Raw genomic sequence first — 21,789 nt, 5'->3', positions numbered from 1 at the left:
CGACGGGGCCCGCCCGCCGCGGCCGGACCCGGCCGCCCGCCGCCCGCCGCCCGCCGTCCGGCCGGGCGGCCCCGGCGGCCTCGCCCGGCCCCTGCGGACGGCGCGCTGAAGAGTGGTGCGGAAGTGCCCGCCGCCCGTTGGCAACGTCACAGTTCGTGGGGGTTGATTCCGGCGTGCAGCGTCGTTGTACTGACGAGTAATATCTCGCACGGCGCGGGGAAGGCGTCCTCCACCGAGGGGCGCCGCGCCCGGCGCCTATGCTGCCAGCACAAGGCAGTTCTGATCGGACGATGCAGGTAGGAGAGCCGGCGTGAGCTTGAGGATCGTTGTCTGTGTGAAGTACGTGCCCGACGCCACCGGCGACCGGCACTTCGCCGATGACCTGACCGTCGACCGCGACGACGTGGACGGCCTGCTCTCCGAGCTGGACGAGTACGCCGTCGAGCAGGCGCTGCAGATCAAGGAGGCCGAGGAGGACGCCGAGGTCACCGTGGTGACCGTGGGTGGCGAGGACGCCTCCGACGCGCTGCGCAAGGCGCTGTCGATGGGCGCCGACAAGGCGGTGCACGTCGAGGACGACGACCTGCACGGCACCGACGTCATGGGCACCTCGCTGGTCCTGGCCAAGGCGATCGAGAAGACCGGCTACGACCTCGTCGTCTGCGGCATGGCCTCCACCGACGGCACCATGGGCGTGCTGCCCGCGCTGCTGGCCGAGCGGCTGAACGTCCCGCAGGTGACCCTGCTGTCCGAGGTCTCCGTGGCCAACGGCACCGTCAACGGCCGCCGCGACGGCGACGCCGCGACCGAGCGCCTGGAGGCCGCCCTCCCGGCCGTCGTCTCCGTCACCGACCAGTCGGGCGAGGCGCGTTACCCCTCCTTCAAGGGCATCATGGCCGCCAAGAAGAAGCCGGTGGAGTCCTGGGACCTGGAGGACCTGGAGATCGAGGCGGAGGAGGTCGGCCTGGAGGGCGCCTGGACCGCCGTCGACGAGGCCACCGAGCGCCCGGCCCGCACCGCCGGCACGATCGTCAACGACGAGGGCGAGGGCGGCAAGCAGCTCGCGGCGTTCCTCGCCGAGCGCAAGTTCGTCTGACGGCCGCCGCGTTCCCCGCCGACCGGCCCCGGCCGTGCGGGTGAGCGCCCCGGTCCCTCCGTGCCCCGGCAGGGGAGCGGCCGCGCCTCACCCGCGCGCCGATCCGCCCCCACGTCCCGGCGGCTCACCCACCACCGCCTCCCGCGGCCCCTGGCGCCGCGGATTCCCGCAGGAGACTCCTCACCATGGCTGAAGTCCTCGTCTACGTCGACCACGTCGACGGTGCCGTCCGCAAGCCCACCCTCGAACTCCTCACCCTGGCCCGCCGCATCGGCGAGCCCGTCGCCGTCCACCTCGGCCCCGGTGCGGACACCGCCGCGCCGGTGCTGGCCGAGCACGGCGCCGTGAAGGTACTCGCCGCGGACGCCACCGAGTTCGCCGACTACCTCGTCGTGCCCAAGGTCGACGCGCTCCAGGCCGCCTGCGAGGTCGTCTCGCCGGCCGCCGTGCTGCTGCCCTCCTCCGCCGAGGCCAAGGAGATCGGCGCCCGCCTCGCCCTGCGCCTGGGCTCCGGCATCATCACCGACGCCGTGGACCTGGAGGCCGGTGACGAGGGCCCCGTCGCCACCCAGTCGGTCTTCGCCGCCTCCTACTCCACCAAGTCCCGTGTGTCCAAGGGCACTCCGGTCATCACGGTCAAGCCGAACTCGGCCGCCGTGGAGGCCGCCCCCGCCGCCGGCACGGTCGAGCAGCTCTCCGTGTCCGTCGGGGACGCCTCCAAGGGCACCAAGGTCGTCTCCCGCACCCCGCGTGAGAACACCGGCCGCCCGGAGCTGACCGAGGCCGCGATCGTGGTCTCCGGCGGCCGGGGCGTCGGCGGCGCCGACAACTTCCCCGTGATCGAGGCGCTGGCCGACTCCCTCGGTGCGGCCGTGGGCGCCTCGCGCGCCGCGGTGGACGCCGGCTGGTACCCGCACTCCCACCAGGTGGGCCAGACCGGCAAGTCGGTCTCGCCGCAGCTCTACATCGCCGCCGGCATCTCCGGTGCGATCCAGCACCGGGCGGGCATGCAGACCTCCAAGACCATCGTGGCCGTGAACAAGGACGCCGAGGCGCCGATCTTCGACCTCGTGGACTACGGCGTGGTCGGCGACCTCTTCGACGTCGTGCCCGCGCTGACCGAGGAGGTCAAGGCCCGCAAGGGCTGAGCCGAGGCCCCGCACCCCGCCGGCCGTCCCCGACTGCCGGGCGACGGCGGGGGAGCGGCCGGCCGTGGGGCCCGCCCCGGCGAGCGGACACCGGTGTACGCCGGCCGCTCCCGGGGCGGGCCCCTTCGCACGTCAGGCGGCCGACGCCCAGCCGGTAGGTGTTGACCATCGGGGAAAGCGCCGACTAACTTCGCTCTACGGATTGTTGATTCCACTGGGCGGAAGCTTGGTGGCGGTGAGCGGGAGGAAACGGATGGCGCAGGAGACGGTGACCACGAGCCTGTCGAGCGCGGTGCGCGAGGAGATCGGCGCCTCGCTCGCCGAGGTGGACGCCGACCTCGCCCGGAGGTTCCCCGGCGACCCCGGCACCCGCCAGCCCGTCCACACCGTCTACGTACCCGGCGACGTCTTCGCGGCCGACACCGTGCGCAGCTGGGGCGACCAGGCCCTCGCCGCCCTCGACGCGCACGCCCCCGACGCCGCCTCACTCGCCCGCGTCCTCGGCACGGACCCGGCGCTGGCCGAGGACGTGTACGGCCGGGTCCGCGCCAAGCTCACCGCGGAACCCGTCGAGGACCTGCGCATCGACTTCGAGGACGGCTACGGCCCGCGCCCCGACGCCGAGGAGGACGAGCACGCCGCCCGCGCCGCGACGATCGTGGCCGCCGCCCACCGGGACGGCACCGCACCCCCCTACACCGGCATCCGCATGAAGTGCATGGAGGCCGCCGTCCGCGACCGCGGCATCCGCACCCTGGACGTCTTCCTCACCACCCTGGTCAAGGCCGGACCGCTCCCGCAGGGACTGGTCCTCACCCTCCCCAAGGTCACCTACGCCGAGCAGGTCACGGCCATGGTGCGGCTCCTGGAGGCGTTCGAGAAGACGCACGGCCTGCCCGCCGGGCGGCTCGGCTTCGAGATCCAGATCGAGACCACGCAGTCCATCCTCGGACCCGACGGCCGGGCCACCGTCGCCCGCATGATCGACGCCGCCGAGGGCCGCGCCACCTCCCTGCACTACGGCACCTTCGACTACAGCGCCTCCTGCGGGGTGTCCGCCGCCCACCAGTCGCTGGACCACCCGGCCGCCGACCACGCCAAGGCCGTCATGCAGGTCGCCGCCGCCGGCACCGGGGTGCGCCTGTCCGACGGCTCCACCAACGTCCTGCCCGTCGGCCCGACCGAGCAGGTCCACGCCGCCTGGCGCCTCCACCACGACCTGGTCCGCCGCTCCCTGGCCCGTGCCTACTACCAGGGCTGGGACATGCACCCCGGCCACCTGCCCACCCGCTACGCCGCCGTCTACGCCTTCTACCGCGAGGGCCTGGAGCAGGCCGCGGCGCGGCTGGCGGCGTACGTGGCCAAGGCGGGCGGTGACGTGATGGACGAGCCCGCCACCGCCAAGGCCCTGAGCGGCTACCTCCTGCGGGGGCTGGACTGCGGGGCCGTCGACACGGCCGAGGCCGCCCGCCTCACCGGCCTGACCCGCGCCGATCTCGACACCCTCGCGGGGCGGACGCCGCGGGCCTGACCGACTCCGCCCCTGGCCGTGCCGCCGCGAACCGCGTGCGGTCCCTGTCCGCCCACCCCGAAAGCAGTGCGCGGGCAGGGGCCGCGGGTGCTCATCCCCGCGGTCGGGCCAGCAGCAGCTCGTCGCCGGCGCGGAAGCGTCCGGTGCCACCGTCCTCCCAGGTGACCACCACGAACAGGCTGCCCGTCGCGCCGATGTCCGTCCTGGCCGCCCTGACCGTGCGCCACCGCCCCCGGTGGCCGACCCGGTCCCCCGGGCCGACGAGCACGGCCACCCTGGTCGACGTCGCGACTTCGGCGCCCCGACCGGCCTGCCGCGCCCCGGGGGCGCGCCCCCGCTCGACGCCGCCACCCACCGGACGCACGGGAAGGACGCCCCCGGTCCCGGCCGACCTCGCACTGCGCGCCTTCGCCGCCGTGAGTGGGGCGATGTCCCGCTTCCTCATGGTCGCCATGGGCAGCACGCTAGGCCGAGCCGGCCGAGAAGCGAGGTGCGCGGCCTCGGCATTGCCCGACAGGTCAGGAACTTTGCCGGTGTTTCCGCTCGGTCCGCTCCGCGGCCACCACCGGCCGGCCGGGTTGCCGCCGGTGGGTGACTGCGCGCGAACCGGCTCCCCGAAGCGGGGTGGGGTGGCGGGGCTCAGGCCGGTAGGCAGGGGGACGGTGAGCGGGCCCGGCCGCTCAGCCCCCGGGCGGCAGCTCCCCGGAACCCCGGGTGATCAGCCGGGTGGGCACCTCCACACGCTGCGGGGGCTCCGCGACGCCCTCCAGGCGCCGGAAGAGGAGCCCGGCGGCGGTCCGGCCGAGCGAGGCGGGGTCCTGGGCGACCACGGTGACGGCCGGCGAGACCAGGTCGGCGAGCTCGAAGTCGTCGAACCCCACCAGCGCCGCCGAACCCCGCCGCTCGGCCAGCACCCGCACCGTGGTGACCGTGACGCGGTTGTTGCCGCAGAAGACCGCGGTGACCGGCTCCGGCCCGTCGAGCACCTCAAGGATCGCGGAGCGCACCCGCTCCGGTTCGGTGGGCCCCAGCGACACCCAGGAGGGGTGGACCGCGAGCCCGGCCTCCGCCATCGCGGTGCGGTAACCGCGCAGCCGCTCGGTCGCGGTGTGGATGCGCGGCTGGTCGCCCACGAAGGCGATCCGGCGGTGGCCGTGGGCGATCAGGTGCGCCACGGCGTCCCGTGCGCCGCCGTGGTTGTCGGAGAGGACGGTGTCCACGTCGATGCGTCCCGCCGGGCGGTCCACGAAGACGGTGGCCACACCGGCGGCTATCTCCGGCACCAGGTAGCGGTGGTCGTCCCCGGCCGGGATCACCACCAGTCCGTCCACCCGGCGCGCGCACAGTGCCAGCGCCAACTCCTGCTCCCGGGCCGGGTCCTCGGCGCTGGAACCGTTGATCAGCAGGGCGCCGTGAGCGCGGGCCACTTCCTCCACCGCGCGGCTCAGCGGCCCGTAGAAGGGGTCGGCCAGGTCCTCCAGCACCAGTCCGACGGTGGAGGTGCGGCCCTTGCGCAGCACCCGGGCGGAGTCGTTGCGGCGGAACCCCAGCGCGGTGATCGCCTCCTGCACCCGCCGCTCGGTGTCGGGGGTGACGCCACTCTCGCCGTTGACCACGCGGGACACCGTCTTGAGGCCGACCCCGGCGCGCGCTGCCACGTCCTTCATCGTCGGGCGACTGCCGTAACGTCGGGACGGACCGCCCCGGGTGGTGTCGGTCACGTGCGCGGTCCCTCCGATCGACGTCCTGTCGGCGTCGAGCATACTGGCTGGACAACGTTGTCAGATGTGGAGAAGACTGGCGGACATCAGGGTCCGCTGCACCCGGGCCACCCGGTGAATCCACGAGCCCGTCAGGAGAACCCCCACGATGCAGACCGACCTCAGTGCAGCGCTGGACATCGGCGGTACGAAGATCGCCGGTGCCCTGGTGGACGGCGACGGCCGGCTGCTGGTCCGGGCCGTCCGCCCCACGCCCCCCTACGGGGAGGCGTCGGCCGTGATGGACGCCGTGGCCCAGGTCGTCGGGGAGCTCACCGCCTCACCCGAATGGGCCCGCGTCAAGACGGTCGGCATCGGCAGCGCGGGCCCGGTGAACGCCGTCCAGGGCACGGTCAACCCGGTGAACATCCCGGGCTGGCGCGACTTCCCGCTGGTCGCCGAGGTGACGGCGCTGGTGGGCGGCCGGTCCGTGGTCCTCGTCGGCGACGGTGTGGCGATGGCGGCCGCCGAGCACTGGCAGGGCGCCGCCCGAGGCTACGAGAACGCGCTGTGCATGGTGGTCTCCACCGGTGTCGGCGGCGGCCTCGTCCTGGGCGGCGAACTGCGCGCCGGACCCACCGGCAACGCCGGCCACATCGGCCACATCAGCGTCGACATCGACGGTGACCTGTGCCCCTGCGGCGGCCGGGGTTGCGTCGAGCGCATCGCCAGCGGCCGCAACATCGCCAGCCGCGCCCTCGCCGACGGCTGGAGCCCGGCGGCGGGGCAGGAGCCGGACGCGGCGGCCGTCGCCGCCGCCGCGCGCGCCGGCGACCCGGTGGCCCGCCACTCCTACGAGCGGGCCGCCCAGGCGCTCGCGGCCGGCATCGCGGCCACCGCCACCCTGGTCGAACTGGACATCGTCGTCATCGGCGGCGGTGTCGCGGGCGCCGGCGAGGTGCTCTTCGACCCGCTGCGCCGGGCGCTGGGCAGTTACGCCACGCTCTCCTTCGTCCGCGACCTCACCGTGGTCCCGGCCCAGATGGGAACCGACGCCGGGGTCGTGGGCGCCGCCGCGGCAGCCGCCCGGCAGACCCGGCTGACGGACTTCGCGCGCACCGCCTGAGGACCGCCCCGGTGAGGCGGCCCGCCCCCGGCGCGGGCCGCCTCACCGCACGGCCGAGACCCGGTAGAGCGCGGTGCCGTGCGCCGGGACCAGGGCCGCCACCTCACCCGAGGTCCGGGTGTCCCGGTGGCTCCACAGGTCCCGCAGCCGGTACCGGCCGGCCCGGGGGAGGCCCAGCGCGGCGGCGTCGACCGCCATCCGCACGGGCCGTCCCGAGGCGTTGAAGAGGGCGAGGGCCCGGTCCCCGCCGGCCAGCTCCTTCACCACGGTGATGCGGTCCCCGTCGACTCCGCCGAGGGGTACGCCCTGCCGGCCCAGCCGGTCCTGGTCGAGCGCGACCACCTCGCGGTTGAGCAGGACGTCGTAGGTGGCCGGGGTGGCCCGGCGCAGGTCGGTGCCGATGAGCAGGGGGGCGGCCATCATCGCCCACAGGGAGAAGTGGGAGCGGTACTCGGTGGCGGTCATCCCGCCGTTGCCCACCTCCAGCATGTCCGGGTCGTTCCAGTGGCCGGGCCCGGCGTGGGCGGCCAGCGGGAGGTTGCGGCGGACGATGGCGAGCATGCGGCCGAAGGTGTCGCGGATGTCGTAGGTGGTGCGCCAGAGCTGGCCGTAGTCCGCGGCCCACTCCCAGGGGCGGTTCTCCCCCCACTCGCAGACGCTGAGGACGACGGGCCGGCCCGACGCGGCCAGCGCGTCCCGCATGGCTCCGTACCGCCGCCGGACGTCGACACCCTCGTGGTGGCAGTTGTCGTACTTGAGGTAGTCCACCCCCCAGGCCGCGAACTGCCGGGCGTCGGAGCGCTCGTGGCCCAGCGACCCGGGCATGCCCACCGGGTCGCAGGTGCGGGTCCCGGCGCTGCTGTACAGGCCGAAGCGCAGGCCGCGGGCGTGCACGTAGTCGGCCAGCGCCCGCAGGCCGTGGGGGAAGCGGACCGGGTCGGGCACGAGCCGGCCGGCGGCGTCCCGCTGCGGCGCCGCCCAGCAGTCGTCGAGGTTGACGTAGCGGTAGCCCACCGCCCGCAGCCCCCGCCGCACGAACAGGTCGGCGACCTCGCGGACCATGCGCTCGTCGAACTCGGGCCGGCAGGCCGTGGAGTTCCAGTTGTTGAAGCCCATCGGCGGGGTGGCCGCGAGCAGGCCGGCCGCCGGGCGGTCGCCGGCGGGCGCGGACGCCCGGGCCGGGGCGGCGGACGCGCCCCGCGAGGGTGCGGCGACCGGGCCCACCACGCAGAGCAGGGCCGCCACGGCGGCCGACAGGGACCGGCGGCTCCGGGCGGCGCGGGGCCGGCCACGGGACGGGACCGGCCGGGCCCCGTCCCGTGGCCGGTGACGGGCGCGGTGGTCGTGACGGATTCGGGGAAACGGGCGCACGCGTCGCTCCTGGGAGGGTGGGGCGAGGAGTCCTGCCGAAGGGCGCCACGGGCCGGACGCCCGCGTCGCAGCGACTCCCCGTGGGGCGAGGTGCACCGGTGCCCGGTCATTGTGGCGACCGCCCCGGCCCGGCGGCGGGCCGACGCGCCGAGCGGTCGGGGGCGGCGCGTCCGCTCCGCCGTGCTCCCACGCGCCCGGCATGCCTCCGCCTTCTGCGGGGGCACCGCCGATTCCGGGCCGCGAGGGGTTTCGCCCGTGCTGTGGCCGGGGAGCGCCAAGGAGTCATTGCTGAACGGCCGCCCGGCCCGCGACCTCCCCCGGACCTCCTCCGGGTGGTGCCCCCACGCCGCGTCGTCGGACGTCACCCGCGGACGTACGCGTCCCGGGCGGCGTCCCCCGCATCCGGCCGGGACCCACCCTGCGACGTACGGCAGCAGAGCCGCGGACCGGTCGCGACGCCCGCTGCGGGAGCGCTCCTCGCGCGCCCTCCCGCCACGGACGCCGCAGGCGGCCACGGGGAACGGTGCCGTGCCGGCGCGGGGCTCGAAGGTGCCCGAACGGGCCGGTGAGCGCAGTGGGGCCGGCGGCCGCGAGCCGGTCGCCGGGACGGCGGACCGGCCAGGCCGCCTTGACGTGCCGGCCCGGAGAGGGAACTCTGCGGCGGCAGGGCGGGCGCCGGCGCGTCACGCACCGGCCGAGGACGAGGGGGCGAAGTGATCGTCTGGTTGAACGGGGCGCCCGGCGCGGACAGGTCCACGGCGGCACGGGAGTTGCTCGCCCTGCTGCCGCAGAGCACGCTCTACGACCCCGAGCCGTTCACCGCGCCGCTGCGGGCCTCCCTGCCCGACGGCCCGGTGGGCACGCGCGTCGAGGACCACCTCTCCTGGCGCAGGCTCCTGGTCGACGCCGCCGCGGCGCTCCTGACCGAGGTGCCGGGCCCGCTGCTCACGGCCCAGCCGCTGCTCCGCCAGGACCACCGCGACGAGATCTTCGGCGGACTGGCGGCCCGCCGCATACCGGTCCACCACGTGTGGCTCGACACGGCGGAAACGATCCGGCACGGTGACCCGGACCCGGTGCCGCGCGCCGGGTGGGAGGTCGCCGCCCACCGGCTGGCGGGCGTGCCGGCCCGCTCGGGGGCGGCGGCGTCGGCCGCCCCGGTCAGCGCCTACGGCACCCTGACGCAGCGTCCGCTGCCGGCCGTGGCCGGACCGCCCGCCTGGGTGCGCGAGGACGCCCACGTCCTGGCGACCGCGGGGCTCACGCCCCGCCAGGTGGCTGAGCAGGTCGCCCAGATCGTGCTGGGCGGCGCCGACACCTGCGAGATCGTCCAGACCCCGGAGCCGCGCTCGCAGACGCTGGCGGCCGGCATCCTGCTCTTCGACGACCGGGACCGCGTCCTGCTCGTGGACCCCACCTACAAGCCGGGCTGGGAGTTCCCCGGCGGTGTGGTGGAGGAGGGCGAGGCGCCGCTGCGGGCGGGGCTGCGGGAGGTGGCGGAGGAGCTGGGCCTGAGCCTGAGCGGCGCCCCGCGCCTCCTCGTCGTCGACTGGGAGGTGCCCGCCCCGCCGGGCCTGGGCGGACTGCGTTTCCTCTTCGACGGGGGGCGCCTGGCGCAGGAGCAGATCGCCGCGGTCCTGCTGCCCGAGGACGAGCTGCGCCAGTGGCGGTTCGTCACCGAGGACGAGGCGGCCGACCTGCTGCCCCCGGTGCGCTTCAACCGGCTGTACTGGGCGCTGCGGGCCCGGGAGCGCGGCTGCCCGCTGCACCTGGAGGACGGCGCGCCCGTGGGCTGACCGGGCCCGCCCGGCGGTCGAGGGGGAGGGCCGGGCGGGCCCGGGCCGGCCCGCTGCCCGGCCGCCCGCCGCGGCTCAGCCCGCCGCGTAGGCGCGCAGGAAGAGCGCCTCGGTGAGGGAGAGCCGCTCCAGCTCCTGCGGCGACACGCTCTCGTTGACCGCGTGGATCTGTGCCTCCGGCTCACTCAGCCCGATGAGGAGGATCTCCGCCTCCGGGTACAGCGAGGCGAGGGTGTTGCACAGCGGGATGGAGCCGCCCTGTCCGGCGATCGCCATCTGCCGACCTTCGTACGCCTCCGCCATCGCGCCGGCCATGGCCGCGTAGGCCGGCGAGTCGCTGTCGGCGCGGAACGGCTGGCCCTGGCCGACCTGCTCGACGGCCACCTTCGCGCCCCACGGCGCCGCCTGCTCCAGGTGGGCCGTCAGCAGCCGCGTCGCCTCCGCCGCGTCGGTGCCCGGCGGGACGCGGAGGCTGACCAGGGCCCCCGCGCTCGCCTGGACCGAGGGGGTGGCGCCCACGACGGGCGGGCAGTCGATGCCGAGGACGGTGACCGCGGGGCGGGCCCAGATGCGGTCGGCGACCGAGCCGGAACCGATCAGCTCGACGCCGTCCAGCACCCTGGCGTCGGAGCGGAAGTCCTCCTCCGGGTAGGTCAGCCCCTCCCAGGAGGCGTCGGAGGTGAGCCCGGTGACCCGTGTGGAGCCGTCCTCCTCGCGCAGCGAGTCCAGGATGCGGATGAGGGCGGCCAGCGCGTCGGGGGCGGCGCCGCCGAACTGGCCGGAGTGCAGGTTGCCGGCGAGGGTGTCGACCTTCACCCGGACCAGCGTCATGCCGCGCAGCGTGGCGGTCACCGTGGGCAGGCCGACGCGGAAGTTGCCCGCGTCGCCGACGACGACGGCGTCCGCCCGCAGCAGTTCGGGGTGGGCCTCGGCGTAGCGCTCCAGGCCGCCGGTGCCCTGCTCCTCGGAGCCCTCCACGATCACCTTGACGCCCACGGGCACGCCGCCGTTCTCCCGCAGCGCCCGCAGCGCCGTCAGGTGCATGATGACGCCGCCCTTGCAGTCGGCGGCGCCCCGGCCGTACCACCGGCCGTCCCGCTCGGTCAGCTCGAAGGGCGGGGAGAGCCAGGCGGCCTCGTCCAGCGGCGGCTGGACGTCGTAGTGCGCGTAGAGCAGGACCGTGCGGGCGCCGGCCGGGCCCGGCAGGTAGCCGTAGACCGACTGCGTGCCGTCGGGGGTGTCCAGCAGGGCGACGTCCTCGAAGCCCTCGCCGCGCAGCGCGTCCGCCACCCACTCGGCCGCCGCCCGGCACTCCTGCGGCGGGTACTGCTCGGGGTCGGCGACCGAGCGGAAGGCCACGAGCTCCGCCAGTTCCTCCCGGGCCCGGGGCTGGAGTGCGGCTACGGATCGGGCGAGCTGGCTGTCGGGCATGGTGTTCCTCATGGCGTGGCCGGGCCCTGCGAACCACCGTGCACCGTCACGGGCTGGGTCGACCGGCCCACGGTCGTTTCGCACATACGGGCGATGTCCACCCGATCTTCCCACACGAAGGCCGCTCGGGGACGCGCCGTAGGATGCCTGAACAGCCAGGGACAGGGTGGGATTCTCCCCGCCGGATGATTCACGCACCGCCCCGCGTGTCACCCTCCCCACCGTCACACCCATTCGAACGGGAGCAGCAGCACAGGTGAGCAGCGACAGCGCAGCCCAGGACAACCGACCGGTGTGGGACGTCGTGGTGGTGGGCGCAGGCCCCGCCGGAGCCTCGGCCGCGTACGCGGCGGCCTGCACCGGCCGCCGCGTGCTGATCCTGGAGAAGGCCGAGCTCCCGCGCTACAAGACCTGCGGCGGCGGCATCATCGGGCCGTCCCGCGACGCCCTCCCGCCCGGCTTCGAACTGCCGCTGCTGGACCGCGTCCACGCGGTGACCTTCACGCTCGGCGGCCGGCTCGCGCGCACCCGGCGGGCCCGCAACATGCTCTTCGGCCTCGTCAACCGGGCCGAGTTCGACGCCCGCCTGGTGAAGGCGGCACAGGACGCCGGTGCCGAACTGCGCACCGGGGCGAGTGTCTCCCGCGTCGAGCAGCACGGCCCAGCCGTCCCGGACCGCCGCACGGCCGCCGTCGTGCTCTCCGACGGGGAGACGATCCTGGCCCGGGCGGTCGTCGGCGCCGACGGCAGCGCCAGCCGCATAGGGGCGCACGTCGGCGTCAAGATGGGCCAGGTCGACCTGGGGCTGGAGGCGGAGATCCCGGTGCCGCCCACGGTCGCCCAGGACTGGGCGGGCCGGGTGCTCATCGACTGGGGCCCGATGCCGGGCAGTTACGGCTGGGTCTTCCCCAAGGGCGACACCCTGACGGTGGGCGTGATCTCCGCCCGCGGTCAGGGCGCGGCCACCAAGAAGTACCTGGAGGACTTCGTGGGGCGGCTGGGCCTGGCGGGCTTCGAGCCGGAGGTCTCCTCCGGCCACCTGACTCGCTGCCGCACCGACGACTCCCCGCTCTCCCGCGGCCGGGTCCTGGTCTGCGGCGACGCGGCCGGCCTCCTGGAGCCCTGGACCCGCGAGGGCATCTCCTTCGCCCTGCGCTCCGGCCGGCTGGCGGGCGAGTGGGCGGTCCGGGTCAGCGAGGCGCACGACGCCGTGGACGCGCGGCGCCAGGCGCTCAACTACGCCTTCGCGGTGAAGGCGGGCCTCGGCGTCGAGATGGGCGTGGGCCGCCGCATGCTGGCCGTCTTCTCCCGCCGGCCCGGCCTCTTCCACACCGCCCTCACCGGCTTCCGCCCCGCCTGGAACGCCTTCGCCCGGATCACCCGTGGCCAGACCACGCTCGGCGAACTCGTCCGCACCCACCCGCTGGCCCGCCGCGCGCTGGATCTGGTGGACCGTACCCAGTCGGCCGCCGAGGACGCCGACCCGCAGGCGGCAGGGCAGGACCGTGCCGAGGACGGCGAGCCGGCCGGCGAGCGTGACACCGCCGCCGAGGGCTCCCGCACCGGCGGGGCGACCGGGCCGGCGGCACCGGGCGCCGCGGGGGAGTAAGGGGTCCTTGCCACGTGCCCGCCCGGGCCGCGTAGTCCGGTGCCGTGCATCGCAAGGCGCCGGACCACGCGACCTCATCGGACGCTCATATGGCAAGGACCCCTGAGCCGACGGGTGGGTGCCGGCCCCGGCGGGACCCACCCGCGCCGGCTGTCCCGGGACGGCGGGAGGCGTCAGCCCGCGATTGGGGTCAGCCGGAAGACGGGGTGGTCCGGCGCCGCGGCGAGGAGCTGCTCGTCGTCGGCGGTGGCGTCCAGGCCGCCGAAGAGGGGCTTGACCTCCCAGCCCCAGCGGGTCAGGTAGGCCCGCAGCAGCGGCACGGTCTCCTGCGGGGGCACCTCCTGCACCGTGAACCGCCGCACCCGCCGGCCGGTGCGCAGCTCCCCGCCGCCGGCCACCCGGATGTTGCGCACCCACTCCGTCTCGCCGCGGGCGGAGACCAGGTAGTGGACGCCTTCGTGCTCCATCGGGTTGACCGGCACCCGGCGGGGCTCCCCGCTGCGCCGCCCGAGGACGGTGAGTTCGGCGGCCCCCGCGAGGCCGAGGCCGTGGCGGGCGAGCCAGCCCATCGTGCGGTTCAGGCGGCGGGCGGCCGCACCAGGTCTGCGGTACGCCGGCTCCGAGGACTGCGTCATGGGTTCCTCCCGAGGCTTCCGAGAGCGGTGCTCTCGTTCTGTTCTCCAGCATGGCCGTGCCGGCATGTCCGGTCAAGAGCGGTGCTCTCTAAAAAGAGCGCTGATCTCTTCGTGGTGCGCTGCTCTCGTGCGGCAGACTGCCGGCATGACACCAGCCCGGGGGGTGCGCGAACGCGCCCGGCACGAGACGATCGCCGCCATCAAGCGCGAGGCGCGCCACCAGCTCGCCCTGGAGGGGGCGGCGAAGCTGTCGCTGCGCGCCGTCGCCCGGGAACTGGGGCTGGTCTCCTCCGCGCTCTACCGCTACTTCCCCAGCCGCGACGAGCTGCTCACCGCACTCATCGTCGACGCCTACGACGCGGTCGGCGAGGTCGCCGAGGCCCGGCTCGCGGCGACCGAGGGCGAGCACGTGAGCGCGCGCTGGCTGGCGGTGGCGCGGGGAGTGCGCCACTGGGCCGCGGCGCACCCGCACGAGTACGCGCTGCTCTACGGCACCCCGGTACCCGGCTACCGCGCCCCCCAGGAGACCACCCGGGCCGCCTCGCGCATCCCGCTCGCCCTGCTGGCCGTCGTGACGGAGGCCCACACGGCCGGCGTCCTGCGACTGCCGGGCCCGGTCTCCCCGGCCGCCGCCCGGGAGGGCGAGGCGGTCGCGGCCCGACTCGGCCTGGACCTCCCCGGGGACGCCATGGCCCGGGCGGCGCAGGCCTGGGGCCAGCTGTTCGGTCTGCTCAGCTTCGAGCTGTTCGGGCAGTACACCGGCTCGTTCGAGAGGTCCGACGCGTTCTTCGACGACGCCGCGGCGGAGCTCGGGCGCCTGGTCGGCCTGCCCGCGCCGGAGGGGGAGGGCCCGCGCTGAGCGCCCCCGGGGCCCGGCGGGCAGGGAAGGGGCGCCGGCGTACTCCCGGGGGAACAGTCGCGGGTACGGCCCCGGGAGGACGCGTGGGGACGGGCCGGCGTCTAGCGTGACGACCATGAGGCGCACACGGGGCAGGGGGTGGCCGGCTTCCCCGGACGGGCGGGGCCGCGGGCGGCGTCGAGGTCACCTCGGCCCGCCCCGCCTCCGCTCCGAACCAGACGACCCGGCCGGATGGCGCGCGGAACAGCCCGCACCGGCCGCCGAACCCGCCTGGCGGTCGAGGGCGGACCGCGGCGGCGGGCTGCCGCTGCGGTCCGCCCTGGTACTGACCGTGCTCGTCCAGGCAGCCAGCACCTGGGCCGTCCGCCAGCAGCCCGACCGGACCGGCCTGGGTGTGCAGGGGCGCCTGCTGCTGTTCGCCGTCACCGCCGTCCTGGTGCTGCGCCACCGCTACCCCCGGGCCGTGGTGTGGGCCAGTGCGGGACTCACCCTCGCCTACCTCGCCGCCGGTTACCCCTACGGGCCGGTCTTCGCCGGCCTCGCCTTCGCCTGCTTCGCCGCCGTGGTCGCCGGCCACCGGTGGCACGCCTGGGCGGCCGTGGGGACCGTCTGGGCGGGCCACGTCCTGATCTCCTACGCGCTCTACCCCTGGCTGCCGCCACCGGGTGACGGGGCCGCCGGCTGGACCGCGGAGCCGGTGGTCGCCGCCTGGGCGGCGGCCGTCCTCGCGGTCTCCGAGTTCGCCCGCGTCCGGCGGGAGCAGCGGGCCCAGAAGCGCGCCGAGCGGGCCGCCGCCGAGCGCCGCCGGGCCGACGAGGAGCGGCTGCGCATCGCCCGCGAGCTGCACGACGTCCTGGCGCACAGCATCTCGGTCATCAACGTCCAGGCCGGCGTGGGACTGGCGCTGCTGGACACCGACCCGGAGCAGACCCGCGCCGCCCTGACCACCATCCGCGACGCCGGCAAGGAGGCGCTGGGCGAGGTGCGCCAGGTGCTCGCGACGCTGCGGGCCCCCGGCAGCGCCCCGCGCGCCCCCGCGCCCGGCCTGGACCGGCTCTCGGAGCTGACCGAACAGGCCCGGGCCGCGGGCCTGACCGTGCACGTCACCGAGGAGGGCGGAGCGGGGAGCAGCGGCGGGCGCGGTGCGCTGCCCGCCGGGGTCGACCTCGCGGCCTTCCGGATCGTCCAGGAGGGCCTGACCAACGTCCTGCGCCACTCCGGGGCCCGCACCGCCGAGGTCCGCCTCACCCACCGGCCCGGCATACTGCTGGTCCGCGTCGACGACGACGGCCCGGCCACCTCCGGGGCGACGGGGGGCGGCGGCAACGGCGTCATCGGGATGCGGGAGCGGGCCACCGCACTCGGCGGCTCGCTGACAGCCGGACCGCGACCCGGCGGCGGCTTCCGCGTCGAGGCGAGGCTGCCGGTCCGCCGCCGCGGCGGCGCAGCCGGAGACGCGACCACCCCACCGAAGGAGGAAGCGTGATCAGGGTCGTACTGGCCGACGACCAGCTCCTGGTGCGCGCCGGGTTCCGGGCGCTGCTCGACGCCCAGCCCGACATCGAGGTGGCCGGCGAGGCGGCCGACGGGGAGCAGACCCTCGCGGCCGTCCGTGAACTCCGCCCCGACGTGGTGCTCATGGACATCCGGATGCCCGTGCTGGACGGACTGGCGGCCACCCGGCGCATCACCGGCGACCCGGCCCTGGCCGACGTCCGCGTCGTCATGCTGACCACGTTCGAGCTGGACGAGTACGTCTTCGAGGCGATCCGCTCCGGCGCCTCCGGATTCCTGGTCAAGGACACCGAGCCGGCGGAACTGCTGCGGGCGGTACGCGCGGTGGTCGCCGGCGACGCCCTCCTCTCACCCGGTGTGACCCGCCGCCTCATCGCCGAGTTCGCCGCCCGTTCCCGGGAGCCGGCCGGTGGCGCGGCCGGCGACCGCCTCGCCTCCCTCACCGAGCGCGAGCGCGAGGTGATGGCACTGGTCGGCCTGGGCCTGTCCAACGAGGAGATCGCCCGCCGGCTGGTCGTCAGCCCGCTCACCGCCAAGACGCACGTCAGCCGCACCATGGTCAAGCTGGGCGCCCGCGACCGGGCCCAACTGGTCGTGCACGCCTACGAGTCGGGCCTGGTGCGGCCCGGCTGGCTGGGGTGAGGGGACCGGGCCGGTGCTGGACGTGGACGAGCCGGCCCGCCGTTCCCCGGCGCCCCGGACGGCTCCTCGCGCAGGCCGGGAGCGCGGAGCCGTCGCTCGCCCTTGTCGGTGGCAGCCGCCCGTTCTAGGCTGGCGTTCGTCATACCGGTCAACGGCCGTCATCTCGAACAGGGCGTGGTGGTCCACCCGCAGCCGTCAGCACCACCGCGACCCGCACACCAGGACACGCGGCCCGGAGCCCGGCGCGCGGACCGGGACACCGGCGAGGAAGGACAGGCGATGGGACGACTGGTACCGGCGGTGACCCGTGCCCTGGACATACTGGAGCTCTTCCTCGACGGGGGCAGCACGCTCTCCGCGCCCGACATCACCCGGCGGCTCGGACTGCCCCGGACCAGCGTCCACGAACTGGTCACCACCCTCGCCGCACGCAACTACCTCGCCCCCGTCCCCGAACAGCCCGGCCACTACCGGCTCGGCGTGCGCACCCACCAACTGGGCAGCCGCTACGCCGAACAGCTCGACCTGGTGGCCGAGGGCCGCCGCATCGCCGAACTGACCGCCGCCACCTGCGACGAGACCGTCCACCTCGCGGTGCTGGAGGGCACCGACGTCATCTACATCGCCAAGGTGGACAGCACCCACGCCGTCCGCATGGTCTCCGCCGCCGGCCGGCGGCTGCCCGCCCACTGCACCGCGGTGGGCAAGATGCTCCTCGCCTCCCTGCCCGAGGCGGAGCGCGAGGCGCTCTTCCCCGACGGCGCGGAACTCCCCGGCATGACCCCGCACAGCATCACCGAACCGGCGCAGCTGCGCGCCCACCTCGCCCGCATCCGCGAACGCCAGGTCGCCCTGGAGGAGCAGGAGTCCAACCCGGACGTCTCCTGTGTGGCGGCACCGGTACGGGACGCCGCCGGCAAGGTGGTGGCGGCCCTCAGCATCGCCGTGCCCACCACCCGCTGGGACGAGAGGCGGGGCGGGGAGCTGGCCGAGCTGGCGACCGGCGGCGCCGCCCGTCTCTCCGAACTGCTCGGACACCGGAGGAGCATGTGAACCGCATCCGCGACGCCAGGACGGCTGCCGGGACCGAGGACTGGCAGGTGGCAGCCCCCGGCAGGGCGGGCCTGGGCGAGGGCCCGACCTGGGACGGCGCCGCCCAGCGCCTGGTCTGGGTGGACATCCTCGCCTCCCGGGTCCACACCCTCTCCCCGGCCGACGGCCGACGCACCGTCACCGACGTCGGTCAGCACGTCGGCGCAGCCAAGCCACGTGCCGGCGGCGGTCTGGTCCTCAACCTGCGGGACGGCGTGGGGCTCCTCGACGCCGGCGGCGCCTTCCGCTGGCTGCACCGCAAGCCCGTCCCCGGCCGGCGCGGCAACGACGCGGCGGTCGCGCCCGACGGCTCCCTGTGGGCCGGCAGCATGCGCTACGACGAGGCGCCCGGCGGTGGCGACCTCGTCCGCGTCACCCCCGACGGCACCGTGCACGGCGTCCTGCCGGAGGTCACCGTCAGCAACGGCATCGGCTGGAGCCCCGACGGGTCGCTGATGTACTACATCGACACCCCCACCGGCCGCGTCGACGTCCTCACCGTCACCGCGGACGGCCAGGTCACCGACCGGCGGCCGTTCGCCGAGGTCGAGGAGGGCGCCGGCCACCCCGACGGGATGACCGTCGACGCGGAGGGCGCCGTGTGGGTGGCGTTGTGGGACGGGGCGGCGCTGCGCCGCTACGCCCCCGACGGCACCCTCGACCGGGTGCTGCCGCTCCCCGTCGCCCGCCCCACCGCCTGCGCGTTCGGCGGGCCCCGCCTCACCGACCTCTACGTCACCTCGGCGCGGGGCGCCGACACCCCGCGGGCCCTGGACGGCGCGCTGCTGGTGCTGCCGGACGCCGGGCGGGGCCTGGCCCAGACGGCCTTCGCCGGCTGAGGAGGCGGGGCCGTCCCGGGGGAGGGACGGGCCGCCGCCGGGGCTGCCGGATCCCGGCCCCAGTGGCGGCCTCCGGGGGGCAGCGGCACAGGGCCGTCTCCTGCTCCGTGCGGGAGAGCTTCTCGGGGTTGCGCACGGCGTAGAGCCGGTGATGCGGCCGTCGTCGAGGAGGGCACCCGGCTCGCCGACGCCCACCGAGGCGTGTCCGAGGAGACCTGGGCCGGGCTGCGCAAGCACTACGACGAGGACCGGATCGCCGCGCTGGTCTGCCTGGTCGCCCTGGTCAACGCGGCCCACCGGCTCGCGGTGGTCGTGCACCAGCAGGGCGGCTCCTACCAGCCCGGCACGTTCGTCACCGCGTCCGGCTGACCGCTCCACACGGCCGGCCCGGCCCGGGACCCTCAAGTCCGGGCCGGGCCGGCGCACACGGGCGACTGCCGGACCGCGCGGCAGGGCGCGGGTGCCTCAGTGGCCGACCCGGCGCTTGTTCCACACGTCGAAGCCGACGGCGGCCAGCAGCACCAGCCCCTTGATCACCTGCTGGAAGTCGGTGCCCAGGCCCACCAGCGACATGCCGTTGTTCAGCACGCCCAGCACCAGGGCGCCGATCACCGCGCCCAGCACCGTGCCCACGCCGCCGCTCATCGACGCACCACCGATGAACGCCGCGGCGATCGCCTCCAGTTCGAAGTTGACGCCCGCCTGCGTCGTCCCGGCGTTCAGCCGCGCCGCGTAGACGCAGCCGGCCAGCGCCGCCAGCACCCCCATGGTGACGAACACGCCGAAGGTGACCCGCTTGTCCTTGACGCCGGAGAGCACGGCCGCCGCCTTGTTGCCGCCCAGCGCGTACACGTGGCGCCCCACCACGCTGTGCCGCATCACGAAGCCGAGGCCCAGCAGCAGGACGCACATCACCAGCAGCACCACCGGCACGCCGTGGTAGCTGGCCAGGGTCAGGGTGAAGGCGACGATCGCGGCGGTGACGGCCGCGGCCTTCAGCAGCCACAGGGAGGCGGGCAGCACCTGAAGCCCGTAGGCGAGCTGCCGCCGCCGCTCCCGCCACTGCTGGAACAGCACCAGGACCAGGACGGCCGCACCGATCACCAGCGTCGGGTTGTGGTACTGCGTGTAGGGGCCCGCCTCCGGCAGGAAGCCCTGGGCGAGGTCCTGGAAGCCGGTGGGGAACGGGGAGAGCGACTTGCCGCCCAGGACGATCTGCGTCGCCCCGCGGAACAGCAGCATCCCGGCCAGGGTCACGATGAAGGACGGTATGCCGACGTAGGCGATCCAGAAGCCCTGCCAGGCACCGGCGACCGCGCCGATCAGCAGGCTCACCACCAGCGCCAGGCCCCAGGGCACGTCATGACTGATCATCAGGACGGCGGCCACCGCGCCGACGAAGGCCGCGAGCGACCCCACCGACAGGTCGATGTGGCCGGCCACGATGACGATCATCATGCCCATCGCCAGCACCAGGATGTAGCTGTTCTGCTGGAGGATGTTGGAGACGTTGTTGGGCAGCAGCAGCGTCCCGCCCGTCAGGATCTCGAACAGCACCACGATCAGCGCCAGGGCGATGATCATGCCGTACTGCCGCATGTTGGCCCGCACCGCGTGCAGCAGCGCCTCCCCGGCCGAGGGCGCCGGGCGGCCCTCCCCGGCCGGCGCACCGCCGCCGGAGGTCTTCGATGTCACTGTGGTCATGACCTGCCTCAGCTCTCGTCCGTGGAGTCGGCGGCGGCCTCCGCGCCGCCTGCGGTGGGGTGGGGGCGTGTGCTCAGCCGGTCGTGGGCCAGGGTCTCCGGCTCGCCACCGGGCCGGCCCTCCACCGTCATGTGGCGCATCAGGACCTCCTGGTCGGCGTCGGCCCGGGCCACCTCGGCCGTCAGCCGCCCCGCCGCCATGGTGTAGACGCGGTCGCACAGCCCGAGGATCTCGGGGAGCTCGGAGGAGATGAGCAGCACCGCCCTGCCCTGCGCGGCCAGTGCGTCGATCACCGTGTAGATCTCGTACTTCGCCCCGACGTCGATGCCGCGGGTCGGCTCGTCCAGCACCAGCACCTCGGGGTCGGTCGAGAGCCACTTGCCGAGGACGACCTTCTGCTGGTTGCCGCCGCTGAGCCGCCCCACCTCGGTGAGGACGTGCGGCACCCGGATGTTCATCGCCTTCACGTGGCCGTCGGCCAGCCGCCGTTCCTCACGGCCGTCGACCACCCCCCGCCGGGCCAGCGACCGCAGGCTGGCCAGCGAGATGTTGCGGTGGACGGAGTCGATGAGGTTGAGCCCGTACTCCTTGCGGTCCTCGGTGACGTAGGCCAGGCCCGCCTCGATGGCCTCCGGCACGGTGCGGGTGGACACCTCCCGCCCGTGCGTCCGGACGGTGCCGGCCACGTACCTGCCGTAGGACCGGCCGAAGACGCTCATCGCCAGTTCGGTGCGGCCGGCCCCCATCAGCCCGGCCAGCCCCACGATCTCGCCCCGGCGCACCGTCAGGGACACGTCGTCGACCACCAGCCGGTCCGGGTCCACGGGGTGGCGCACCGTCCAGCCGGAGACCTCCAGCGCGGGGCTTGCGGCGTCCGGACCCTCGTAGCGGGTGCGGGGCGGGAAGCGGTGCGCCAGGTCGCGGCCGACCATGGCGCGGATGATGCGCTCCTCCGGCAGCTGCGGGGGCGCACCGGGGTGCTCGCGCACCGTCAGCGTCTCCACCGTCGCCCCGTCCCGCAGCACGGTGACGGTGTCGGCGATCCGGCGGATCTCGCCCAGCTTGTGGGAGATGACGATGCAGGCCACCCCGCTCTCCCGCAACTCCAGGACCAGGTCGAGCAGGTGGGAGCTGTCGGCGTCGTTGAGCGCGGCCGTCGGCTCGTCGAGGATGAGCAGCTTCACCTTCTTCGACAGCGCCTTGGCGATCTCCACCAGCTGCTGCTTGCCCACGCCGATGTCGGACACCCGGGTCTGCGGCTTCTCGCGCAGGCCCACGCGCGCCAGCAGCGCCGCCGCCTCGGTCTGCGTGTCGTGCCAGTTCACCACCCCGCGGCGGGCCCGCTCGTTGCCGAGGAAGATGTTCTCCGCGAGGGAGAGGTGCGGGATGAGCGCCAGCTCCTGGTGGATGATGACGATGCCGCGGCGCTCGCTGGCCCGCAGGTCGCGGAAGGCGCACGGCTCGCCGTCGAAGAGGATCTCGCCCTCGTAGCTGCCGTGCGGGTGGACGCCGCTGAGCACCTTCATCAGCGTGGACTTCCCCGCGCCGTTCTCCCCGCACAGCGCGTGGATCTCCCCGGGCCGCACGGTGAGTTCGACCTCGCGCAGTGCGGTGACGCCGGGGAAGGTCTTGGTGATCCCCCGCATCCGCAGGACCGGCGGCGGTCCCTCCCCCTCCGGCAGGTCCGCGGCGGGA

Annotated in this window: 17 protein-coding genes and 2 pseudogenes; 12 read left to right on the top strand and 7 right to left on the bottom strand. The window is 75.2% G+C overall.

Features of this window, described 5'->3' with window-relative positions:
* The first annotated feature begins 310 nt into the window (after nucleotides 1-310).
* The 3 genes from ACFV3R_RS22705 (at nucleotide 311) to ACFV3R_RS22695 (ending at nucleotide 3,775) form a co-directional block, all read left to right on the top strand.
* Nucleotides 311-1,096: an electron transfer flavoprotein subunit beta/FixA family protein gene (locus ACFV3R_RS22705; protein ID WP_385585944.1), complete on the top strand. Its 786-nt coding sequence runs from the start codon at nucleotides 311-313 to the stop codon at nucleotides 1,094-1,096.
* A gap of 185 nt (nucleotides 1,097-1,281) precedes the next feature.
* Nucleotides 1,282-2,244, top strand: a complete 963-nt coding sequence (locus tag ACFV3R_RS22700; protein ID WP_385585941.1) for an electron transfer flavoprotein subunit alpha/FixB family protein — start codon at nucleotides 1,282-1,284, stop codon at nucleotides 2,242-2,244.
* Nucleotides 2,245-2,497: 253 nt separating this feature from the next.
* Nucleotides 2,498-3,775, top strand: coding sequence for a DUF6986 family protein (locus tag ACFV3R_RS22695; protein WP_385585938.1), 1,278 nt, complete (start codon nucleotides 2,498-2,500; stop codon nucleotides 3,773-3,775).
* Nucleotides 3,776-3,866: 91 nt separating this feature from the next.
* Here the strand turns inward: ACFV3R_RS22695 and ACFV3R_RS22690 are convergent, their stop codons facing one another.
* Nucleotides 3,867-4,229, bottom strand: coding sequence for a hypothetical protein (locus ACFV3R_RS22690; protein ID WP_385585933.1), 363 nt, complete (start codon nucleotides 4,227-4,229; stop codon nucleotides 3,867-3,869).
* A 226-nt stretch (nucleotides 4,230-4,455) separates the two neighbouring features.
* Nucleotides 4,456-5,496, bottom strand: a complete 1,041-nt coding sequence (locus tag ACFV3R_RS22685) for a LacI family DNA-binding transcriptional regulator (protein WP_385585931.1) — start codon at nucleotides 5,494-5,496, stop codon at nucleotides 4,456-4,458.
* A 148-nt stretch (nucleotides 5,497-5,644) separates the two neighbouring features.
* On the opposite strand from ACFV3R_RS22685, the gene ACFV3R_RS22680 reads away from it, so the two are divergent.
* Nucleotides 5,645-6,601 (top strand): ROK family protein, encoded by a 957-nt coding sequence (locus ACFV3R_RS22680; protein WP_385585928.1) that lies wholly within the window; start codon nucleotides 5,645-5,647, stop codon nucleotides 6,599-6,601.
* 51 nt (nucleotides 6,602-6,652) lie between these two features.
* On the opposite strand, the pseudogene ACFV3R_RS22675 reads toward ACFV3R_RS22680, so the two are convergent.
* Nucleotides 6,653-7,858 (bottom strand): annotated as a pseudogene (locus ACFV3R_RS22675) (glycoside hydrolase family 27 protein); the annotation flags it as partial.
* Between the two features lie 827 nt (nucleotides 7,859-8,685).
* Here ACFV3R_RS22675 and ACFV3R_RS22670 point away from each other — a divergent pair.
* Nucleotides 8,686-9,768 (top strand): NUDIX domain-containing protein, encoded by a 1,083-nt coding sequence (locus ACFV3R_RS22670; RefSeq protein ID WP_385585925.1) that lies wholly within the window; start codon nucleotides 8,686-8,688, stop codon nucleotides 9,766-9,768.
* 75 nt (nucleotides 9,769-9,843) lie between these two features.
* Here the strand turns inward: ACFV3R_RS22670 and ACFV3R_RS22665 are convergent, their stop codons facing one another.
* Nucleotides 9,844-11,199 carry a dipeptidase gene (locus ACFV3R_RS22665; protein WP_385585922.1) on the bottom strand — a complete coding sequence of 452 codons (1,356 nt, stop codon included), beginning with the start codon at nucleotides 11,197-11,199 and terminating at the stop codon, nucleotides 9,844-9,846.
* A 256-nt stretch (nucleotides 11,200-11,455) separates the two neighbouring features.
* Between ACFV3R_RS22665 and ACFV3R_RS22660 the strand changes: the two genes are divergently transcribed.
* Entirely contained in the window at nucleotides 11,456-12,808 is a 1,353-nt protein-coding gene (locus ACFV3R_RS22660; protein ID WP_385585919.1) for a geranylgeranyl reductase family protein, read from the top strand.
* Nucleotides 12,809-12,981: 173 nt separating this feature from the next.
* On the opposite strand, the gene ACFV3R_RS22655 is transcribed toward ACFV3R_RS22660, so the two are convergent.
* The gene (locus tag ACFV3R_RS22655; protein ID WP_385585916.1) at nucleotides 12,982-13,443 is read right to left on the bottom strand and encodes a nitroreductase family deazaflavin-dependent oxidoreductase; all 462 of its coding nucleotides are present in this window, start codon (nucleotides 13,441-13,443) and stop codon (nucleotides 12,982-12,984) included.
* A 145-nt stretch (nucleotides 13,444-13,588) separates the two neighbouring features.
* Between ACFV3R_RS22655 and ACFV3R_RS22650 the strand changes: the two genes are divergently transcribed.
* The 6 genes and pseudogenes from ACFV3R_RS22650 to ACFV3R_RS22625 form a co-directional block, all read left to right on the top strand.
* Entirely contained in the window at nucleotides 13,589-14,302 is a 714-nt protein-coding gene (locus tag ACFV3R_RS22650; RefSeq protein ID WP_385585913.1) for a TetR/AcrR family transcriptional regulator, read from the top strand.
* Between the two features lie 115 nt (nucleotides 14,303-14,417).
* Entirely contained in the window at nucleotides 14,418-15,788 is a 1,371-nt protein-coding gene (locus tag ACFV3R_RS22645; RefSeq protein WP_385585910.1) for a sensor histidine kinase, read from the top strand.
* A complete protein-coding gene (locus tag ACFV3R_RS22640; protein WP_385585907.1) occupies nucleotides 15,785-16,459 on the top strand; it encodes a response regulator in 675 nt (224 codons plus the stop codon). The genes ACFV3R_RS22645 and ACFV3R_RS22640 overlap by 4 nt, the downstream gene beginning before the upstream one ends.
* 279 nt (nucleotides 16,460-16,738) lie before the next feature.
* Nucleotides 16,739-17,512 (top strand): IclR family transcriptional regulator, encoded by a 774-nt coding sequence (locus tag ACFV3R_RS22635; RefSeq protein ID WP_385585904.1) that lies wholly within the window; start codon nucleotides 16,739-16,741, stop codon nucleotides 17,510-17,512.
* A 5-nt stretch (nucleotides 17,513-17,517) separates the two neighbouring features.
* On the top strand, nucleotides 17,518-18,390 hold the full coding sequence (locus ACFV3R_RS22630; RefSeq protein WP_385585986.1) for an SMP-30/gluconolactonase/LRE family protein: 873 nt from the start codon (nucleotides 17,518-17,520) through the stop codon (nucleotides 18,388-18,390).
* A 156-nt stretch (nucleotides 18,391-18,546) separates the two neighbouring features.
* Nucleotides 18,547-18,759, top strand: a pseudogene (locus ACFV3R_RS22625) (carboxymuconolactone decarboxylase family protein); the annotation flags it as partial.
* A 96-nt stretch (nucleotides 18,760-18,855) separates the two neighbouring features.
* Here the strand turns inward: ACFV3R_RS22625 and mmsB are convergent.
* Nucleotides 18,856-20,094, bottom strand: a complete 1,239-nt coding sequence (mmsB, locus tag ACFV3R_RS22620) for a multiple monosaccharide ABC transporter permease (protein ID WP_385585902.1) — start codon at nucleotides 20,092-20,094, stop codon at nucleotides 18,856-18,858.
* 8 nt (nucleotides 20,095-20,102) lie between these two features.
* Nucleotides 20,103-21,740, bottom strand: coding sequence for a multiple monosaccharide ABC transporter ATP-binding protein (gene mmsA / locus ACFV3R_RS22615; RefSeq protein ID WP_385585983.1), 1,638 nt, complete (start codon nucleotides 21,738-21,740; stop codon nucleotides 20,103-20,105).
* Between the last annotated feature and the right edge of the window lie 49 nt (nucleotides 21,741-21,789).

Origin of the sequence: Streptomyces sp. NPDC059740, from assembly GCF_042733155.1 — a bacterium.
GTDB lineage: Bacteria > Actinomycetota > Actinomycetes > Streptomycetales > Streptomycetaceae > Streptomyces.
The sequence above is the reverse complement of the archived record's forward strand: the minus strand, read 5'-3'. Positions and strand labels throughout refer to the sequence as shown.